Raw genomic sequence first — 1,720 nt, forward strand, 5'->3', positions numbered from 1 at the left:
TCTTGAATTTGCTGCCAGATATCATCGGTAAGAAGAGTACGTGCCATTGAAAATATAGAAATGAAAATAACTCAAAGGAAGATTTTAAGTATTTAAAACCAATTCTTCAAATGAGGACACGCCCTAGTTAAAGACCAAAAAGTTTTTATAAAAATATAAGAGAGCATTGGGGCTATGATTGAGTTTTAAAAAGGTTTTTATTAACTTCACTAATCGTATTCATCTATGGACATTATGCTAATGCAACTATGATTAAACGCTTGCTGTACAAGACTTTGCTACTTTCATATCGTAAAAAACCAGCTACATAAATTTGAACGATTTGCATTTACTATTGATGCTGTTCTTAAGATTCAGGCAAAGCATGATCACCCAACAAATTACCGCTGTGGCTTTAAAGCTGATTGCAATCTGGCTGGTGTTACAGATGTTCCTAAACATTCCCAGTTTAGTAATGCTCTTTACCAATCTGGAGCAATATCAGCAAAAGGCTATTCCTGCCGTAATTTACTTTTGGATGATTGCCTGTTTTTTGGTAATTGGCCTTGTCGCTGCTTATCTGGTATTTAAAACTGCCGCGTCCGTGTTAACTACTGCCAAGACAGAAACCACGCTGGCAATCGGTGAGGATTCACAAAAAGTATTGTTTCAGTTTGCAGGGATTTATTTTGTCGTGCGTTCACTGGCTCAGTTACCGGCGTCACTAGCCTTTATTCCTGTTACACCAGCACTGGATATGGCGAATATTCTGGGACTTACAGGAATTGTTGTGCAACTAATGGCGGGTTTATGGCTGGTGATTTATCCTGGTTTTTGGCTCAGGTTGTGCCAGAAATTGAGACATACGTCGCAGCACTAATAATTAACAGATAGATTTAAAACGATTGAGCGTATTAACAAGCTGCTATTAGCGTCGATGTTTATAACGGTTTATTTTAATAGCGGTGGGTTTTAGCAGCATGTCCGGCATCTTGCCGCATACTTAAATAGTCTTACGAGCCTCTTGTAAAATAAGTATAAACCGCTAATTCTTAAAACTTAGATCAATATATAATCATATATGATCGCTATGATTGGTCAGCTTTAAGCTAATATTTACAAAAGCATCTAACTCAACAGTAAAAGTTACAAATAGTAGCTACTTATTCTTAATTATTCAAAAATTTTACAGAAAAGTAGCATTGAAAATAACACAGGATTTCAGCAATTTAGATCTATAAGTAATTTTTATTGGTTATCTGCTGACAAAGGAGTCGGCCATGAGTCTCCCAAACCGTTACCTTTATGCGCAGCATGATTTCTATAGTGAGTTCAAACATCTGATGTACTGGCGTTTGCTGTACCGGACAGGATTACTGTGCGCTGCGGTATTTGCCATTGTTAGTCTGGTCAAGCAAAACTGGCTACACCAGACTAATTATTTCAATATCCTGGATATTACTGCGCTCATCATTATTCCGTGGCTTATGGCCGAGCTTATTTTAAAGCGAGATCAATATCCTAACAAACGCTGGAACCACATGATTTTGCTGGCCAGCTTTATTATTGGCTTATCAGCCTTGGGTGTTTTTTATTAACTTTATAATTTATAAAGGCTTTGTTGCACAAACCTATATGTAAAGGCTTATCTAGCAATATAATTCTCAAATGAATAAGCCCGCACCTAAAACCTATCGCACAACCAATTGGTCTTCTTACAACCGAGCTTTGGTGAATCGAG

2 protein-coding genes are annotated in these 1,720 nt (G+C 37.3%); both read left to right on the plus strand.

Going from position 1 to position 1,720, the window contains the following annotated elements:
* Window positions 1-364: 364 nt before the first annotated feature.
* On the plus strand, window positions 365-859 hold the full coding sequence (locus E2B99_RS12075) for a hypothetical protein (protein WP_134245242.1): 495 nt from the start codon (window positions 365-367) through the stop codon (window positions 857-859).
* 400 nt (window positions 860-1,259) lie between these two features.
* Window positions 1,260-1,577, plus strand: a complete 318-nt coding sequence (locus E2B99_RS12080) for a hypothetical protein (protein WP_134245244.1) — start codon at window positions 1,260-1,262, stop codon at window positions 1,575-1,577.
* The last annotated feature ends 143 nt before the right edge of the window (window positions 1,578-1,720 follow it).

The organism is Alkanindiges illinoisensis (assembly GCF_004377485.1).
In the GTDB taxonomy this organism is placed as follows: Bacteria; Pseudomonadota; Gammaproteobacteria; order Pseudomonadales; family Moraxellaceae; genus Alkanindiges; species Alkanindiges illinoisensis_A.